A 5,952-nucleotide genomic window follows, 5' to 3' on the forward strand; every position below is an offset into this window, starting at 1 on the left:
CCATAATGCCTGACAAGGCGGCTGCGATCAAGCGGTTCTTGGCTTAAGTTGAGAGCATTGCCTACGACACGGTCGCCTGCATCCGAACCGGGCAGGCGGACGGCCTAACCTGCAGGTGTGGATGGCCCTGCGCAGTGACGGGAAGCTCTCGACCAACGAGGAATCCCATCCGTCCGGCGGCAAGACTGTTCGCTACGTCTACACCAGGGTCCGGCCGTCCCCGTGATCCAGCTCCGCCCCACCGCTCCGGCGCTCACCCGGATGGCACGGCAGTGCCGCGCCACCGGTCCCAGTAGGCAGGCTCGCCGATCTCCCTGGACAGGAACTGCAGGAACGTCTGTGTCTTGCGCGAACGCTGGCGATTGCTCGGATAGACCGCATGAACGCCTAGCGCCTGCGGCTCGAGTGCCCATGTCCAGGATTCCAGGAGAGGTGTCAGCTCCCCGCGCTGCAGATAGCGCGAAACCAGCCAGGTAGGAAAACAGACGATGCCTTTGCCGGCCCTGGCCAGCTCCAGCAGGTATTCCACATAGTTGCTGCGGACATTGCCGTCGACCTCGACCAAGGCGAAATTTCCCTTGCCTTTGCGGCAATGCCATTTCTGCGGTCCGTAGGTGGCTTGATAGACGAAGCAGTTGTGCCGACGCAGGTCCTCCGGCCTCCTGGGATGACCGCAGGCCACCAGATAGGCTGGCGAGGCGCACAAGGCGAACCGTTGGACCGCCAGCAGGCGGGAAATCATGCTCGAATCGTTCAACTCGCCGATGCGAATGGACACGTCGATGCCGGCTTCCACGGGGTCGGCGAAGGTGTCCGTCAGCCACAGATCCAGTTCGACGGCCGGATAGCGCTCCTGGAAACGCATCAGGATCGGGGCCAGGTGCCTGCGCGCAAAAGCCGGCGGCGAGCTGACCCGCAGCAGGCCGCGCGGCTCGTCCTCGTCGCCCAGATGCTCCCCGGCCTGGTCGATCTGCTCGAGCGCATCCTGGACGACTTCGTAATAGCGACGCCCGGCCTCCGTCAGATGCACGGCACGGGAATGGCGCACGAACAAGGGATGCCCCAGCGCATGCTCCAGCGCCGCTACGTGGCGGGATGCCGAGGAAGGCAGCAGGTTCAACTCGGCGGCAGCACGGGAGAAGCTCATGTGGGTCGCCACGCGCACGAATATGCGCAGCGCCAACAAATTGATGGGCTTGTGCATGTATGGAAGTCAGACTACTGGGTGGTGCGCATTCTGCGCCCAAAGCGCGACACGTGCCCTTGGAGGCAGGCTGCGCGCAAGGTGCGCCGGACGCCATCCAGGGGAATGGAAACATGGCGGCCACCACGCTAATTCGCGTCTCAAGGAAGCACCATTGCGGATACCGCAAACCTTGCTTGCCGAGACAGCAATTGTTTGCGCCAGACCCCGGTAGTAGATTGCCGGCCATTCGAACGGGACCGGGGTTTCCGGCGATCGCCGATTGCGACATCCGATATTGGGCACGACCGAATGATCGTCCGGCACGGAGAATAAGTGTAGGCGAGTAGAACGCCGAGACCTGCAGATTGCCGCAGGGGCGACCAGGAATCCAACTGGACATTTGGTCGCATGCTCCTGCCACTCGGCACCGGACAGTTGCGGGATGGCCGTCTGTCCGCCTTCGGGCGGCCGATGCTCAACGCGCACGCGCACGCGCATTTTCATTTTCACCCAGAACAGGGAATGCCTTTCACCGGGAGGCTGCCTTGTGCCGGAAGGAAACGCCTGAAATCATGGCCGGAAGCTGCAAACGCCAAGTAATAAATGTCCGGAACGACCATTGCGATTCCCCGCCGTGCGATTCCGTCGAGCTAGAAACCGCGCGGAGCCATAAAAAACTGAAAAGGCCGGCATTGCCTGCGGCCACCCTGGGAGGACTATTGCTGTCGCTGGGTTGCACCAACGGCATTAGCCACGCCCAGGACCTGGCCGACACCATGACCGGCGATTGGGGTGGCCTACGCCGGGACTGGCAACAGCGTGGCGTGACGCTGCGCGGCGACTACGTATCGGAAAGCTTCCGGGTGACGCACGGTGGCCTGCGCCAGGGCAGCCGCTACGCCCAGCAGATCAGGCTGGGCGCGGACTTCGACATGAGCAGGCTAGCCGGCTGGAGCGCGGGTACCTTCCATCTCACCTTGAACGACCGCGCCGGCCGCGGCGTGTCTTCCGACCTGACCGGCAACCGCCTGCCGATCCAGGAGGTCTACAGCAGCCAGTTCGCCAAGCTCACCGAGCTGAGCTACGACCAGGACATGCTCGACCATCGCCTGAACGTGAAGCTCGGCTTCTCGGCGATGGGCAACGACTTCGGCGGCCTGCCGATCCTCTGCGACCTGGTCAATGCCGCGTTCTGTGCCCACTCCCTGAGCTTCTCCGGCGGCAGCGGCTGGGGCAACTATCCCAACTCGCGGTGGGGTGTCCGGGCCAGGTGGACGTTCTCTCCCACCGTCGACCTCAAAGTCGGCGCCTTCCAGGTCAACCCGGACTACAGCACCAAGGCCCACGCCTTTTCTCTCGACGCGCGGGGCACTACCGGCGCGATCTTCCCGGTCGAACTGGATCTGCACACGCCCGCCGGCAAGAAGACGGAGTACCTCGGCGAGTTGAAGATCGGCGGCTACTACGACAACTCGAGGACCCCGCGCAAAGGCCGTGCGGGCGAAGTCGAGGGACGCCATGGCTTCTATGTGCTGGGCACCCAGGAGGTCTACCACGAGCATGCGGACAGCCGGCGCGGCCTGACCCTGGCCGGCGAATGGACCAACGCCGACCCGACCACCGCCCAGATCACCCGCTGGTACGCGCTTGCCGCGATCTACCAGGGCACGTTCCCCGGCCGCGACCAGGACACGGTCGCGCTCGGTTACGTGCGCGCGGTGATCAATCCCAGGCTGGTGCAGGCCCACCGGCAGGACAACCGCGGCATCGTCCAGGACGCCTTCCTGGACACCCTCGCCAACGCCGAGAGCGTGCTTGAACTCAGCTACGGCTGGCAGGCCACGTCCTGGCTGCTGGTGCGCCCGGACGTCCAGTACGTGATCCATCCCGGCGCCTATTCGTACCAGCACGTTCCCAACGTGGTCGCCGTGGGCCTGCAGTTGAAGATCGTGTTCTGACCGGGGCGCCAGGCCTGCATCGGCGCCTCTCGAAACGCGGCCGCATGCACGCATGCGGCCATGGCAAGCAAGCTGAAGTGAGGTTCACCATGAACGATTCGACGGACGCCGGCGGCGTCTCCACATGGCTGGCGAGGTTGGTCGGCCTGATCATCGCCATGTCGGGGCTGGCCCTGCTGATCGGAGGTGTCCGGCTCGCCACCCTAGGCGGTAGCTGGTATTTCCTGCTGATGGGCCTTGCCATGCTGGTGTCCGGCGGCCTCATCGTGACCGAGCGGCCACTGGGGGCCAAGCTCTACGGCCTGGCCTTCGTCCTCACCGTGGCCTGGGCCTTGGCCGACGCCGGCCTGGATTTCTGGGCGCTGGTCTCGCGCCTGATGACCTTCGCCGGCTTCGCCCTGCTGGTGGCGCTGCTCTACCCGGCCCTCAAGCGCAAGGCGGGCGGCCGCGGCACCTATGCGTTGGCGGCAGTGCTGGCCATGGCGCTGGCGGCAGGCTTCGCGGGCATGTTCATACCGCACCCGCCGGTCGCCGCCGCCGGCGACGGTCCGGCCCTGACGCCGGTGGACCCGGCCCACGCCCAGAAGGACTGGGCGTACTACGGCAACACCCCTGGTGGCAGCCGTTTCGCGGCGCTGGACCAGATCAACCGCGGCAACGTCGGCCGGCTGCAGGTCGCCTGGACCTACCACACCGGCGACGTCGCGCTCAGCGACGGCAACGGGGCCGAGGACCAGGAAACCCCGCTGCAAGTGGGCGACAAGCTGTTCCTGTGCACCCCGCACAACAACATCATCGCCCTGGACGCCGGCACCGGCCGGCAGCTGTGGAAGCGCGAGATCAACGCCCAGTCCAAGGTGTGGCAGCGCTGCCGCGGCCTGGCCTACTTCGACGCCACCGCACCCTTGCAGCAGCCGACCGTGGCCGGCGCCTCGCCGGTGCCGCCGGCAGCAGTGCCGGCCGGCGCCAACTGCCAGCGCAGGCTGCTGACCAACACCACCGACGCCCGCCTGATTGCCGTCGACGCCGACACCGGCGCGTTCTGCCAGGGCTTCGGCGACAACGGCCAGGTGAAGCTCAAGGCGGGCCTGGGCGACGCGCCCGACCCGTTCTACCAGCTCACCTCGGCACCGACCATGGCCGGCACCACCGTGGTGGTGGGCGGCCGCGTCGCCGACAACGTGCAGACCGACATGCCGGGCGGCGTGATCCGTGGCTTCGACGTGATCACCGGTGCGCAACGCTGGGCCTTCGACCCGGGCAACCCACAGGACAAGCAGGCGCCGTCTCCAGGCCGGCACTACGTGCGCAGCACGCCCAACTCGTGGGCACCGATGTCCTACGACCCCGCCTCCAACACCGTATTCCTGCCGATGGGCAGTTCCTCGACCGATCTGTACGGCGCCGAGCGCACCGCGCTGGACCACAAGTACGGCGCCTCGATCCTGGCCCTGGACGCGAGCACCGGCAACGAGAAGTGGGTGTTCCAGACCGTCCACAACGACCTGTGGGACTTCGACGTGCCGATGCAGCCGAGCCTGGTCGACTTCCCCATGGACGACGGCCGCCACGTGCCGGCCGTGGTGGTCGGCACCAAGGCCGGGCAGATCTATGTGCTCGACCGCGTCACCGGCAGGCCGCTGACCGAGGTCAAGGAAGTGCCGGTCAAGCCCGCGGACATCCCGCGCGAGCAGTATTCGCTCACCCAGCCGCTGTCGGTCGGCATGCCGCAGATCGGCACCAAGCACTTGACCGAATCGGACATGTGGGGCGCCACCCCGTTCGACCAGTTGGCCTGCCGCATCGCCTTCAAGAAGATGCGCTACGAGGGCCTGTACACCGCACCGGGCACCGACGTGGCGCTGAGCTTCCCCGGCTCGCTGGGCGGCATGAACTGGGGCAGCATCTCCACCGACCCGGTGCATGACCTCATCTTCGTCAACGACATGCGCCTAGGCCTGTGGGAGCAGATGATTCCCTCGGCCAACAAGAGCGGCTCCTCCAGCGGCGGCGAGGCGGTCAACACCGGCATGGGCGCGGTGCCGCTCAAGGGCACGCCCTACGCGGTCAACAAGAACCGCTTTCTGTCGCCGCTGGGCATCCCCTGCCAGGAGCCGCCGTTCGGCACGCTCAGCGCTATCGACCTGAAGACCCGCCGGATCATCTGGCAGGTGCCGGTCGGCACGGTCCAGGACACCGGCCCGTTCGGCATCAAGATGCACATGTCGATGCCCATCGGCATGCCTACGCTCGGCGGCACGCTCTCGACCCAGGGCGGTCTGGTGTTCATCGCCGGCACTCAGGACTACTACCTGCGCGCCTACAACAGCGCCACTGGCAAGGAAGTCTGGAAAGGCCGCCTGCCGGTCGGCAGCCAAGGCGGCCCGATGACCTATGTCTCGCCCAAGACCGGCAAGCAGTACATCGTCATTTCCGCCGGCGGCGCCCGCCAGTCGCCGGATCGCGGCGATTACGTGATCGCCTACGCGCTGCCCGACAGGCGCTGACAATGAACGGAACGGGAGGGACCGCGCGGAAGATGCGCGGCTTCCTCCCGGTGCTCGCCTCTCGCTGGCCAAGCATCGGCACCAGCGCCTCCCACTGCCACTGCCTGGTCTTGGCCGAGGCGATGAACCGCGACGCCGCCGAGCGTCGACCACCCCGGCGTCCGGCTCGATCCCGGCGATCGTCAGCAGCTCGCGCCCGCCCGCGTCCACCGCGATGGCCTTCAGGTGGGCGAAGGCGTCGTGCACGAAGTCGATGGCGCGCTGACTCGCGCGCCATCGCCTGTGATCTTGCCCCCGTTCC

At 66.5% G+C, this 5,952-nt stretch carries 3 protein-coding genes; 2 read left to right on the plus strand and 1 reads right to left on the minus strand.

Translation table 11 applies throughout. The features are described from left to right. Window positions 1-253 precede the first annotated feature (253 nt). On the minus strand, window positions 254-1,204 hold the full coding sequence (locus tag ACH65_RS15990; RefSeq protein WP_049623623.1) for a LysR family transcriptional regulator: 951 nt from the start codon (window positions 1,202-1,204) through the stop codon (window positions 254-256). A 701-nt stretch (window positions 1,205-1,905) separates the two neighbouring features. On the opposite strand from ACH65_RS15990, the gene ACH65_RS15995 reads away from it, so the two are divergent. Together ACH65_RS15995 and ACH65_RS16000 are read left to right on the plus strand one after the other, a co-directional pair. Then, window positions 1,906-3,144, plus strand: coding sequence for a carbohydrate porin (locus ACH65_RS15995; protein ID WP_237561547.1), 1,239 nt, complete (start codon window positions 1,906-1,908; stop codon window positions 3,142-3,144). Between the two features lie 89 nt (window positions 3,145-3,233). Then, window positions 3,234-5,651 carry a glucose/quinate/shikimate family membrane-bound PQQ-dependent dehydrogenase gene (locus ACH65_RS16000; protein WP_049623624.1) on the plus strand — a complete coding sequence of 806 codons (2,418 nt, stop codon included), beginning with the start codon at window positions 3,234-3,236 and terminating at the stop codon, window positions 5,649-5,651. Window positions 5,652-5,952: the final 301 nt, after the last annotated feature.

This window comes from Frateuria defendens (assembly GCF_001182895.1).
In the GTDB taxonomy this organism is placed as follows: Bacteria; Pseudomonadota; Gammaproteobacteria; order Xanthomonadales; family Rhodanobacteraceae; genus Frateuria_B; species Frateuria_B defendens.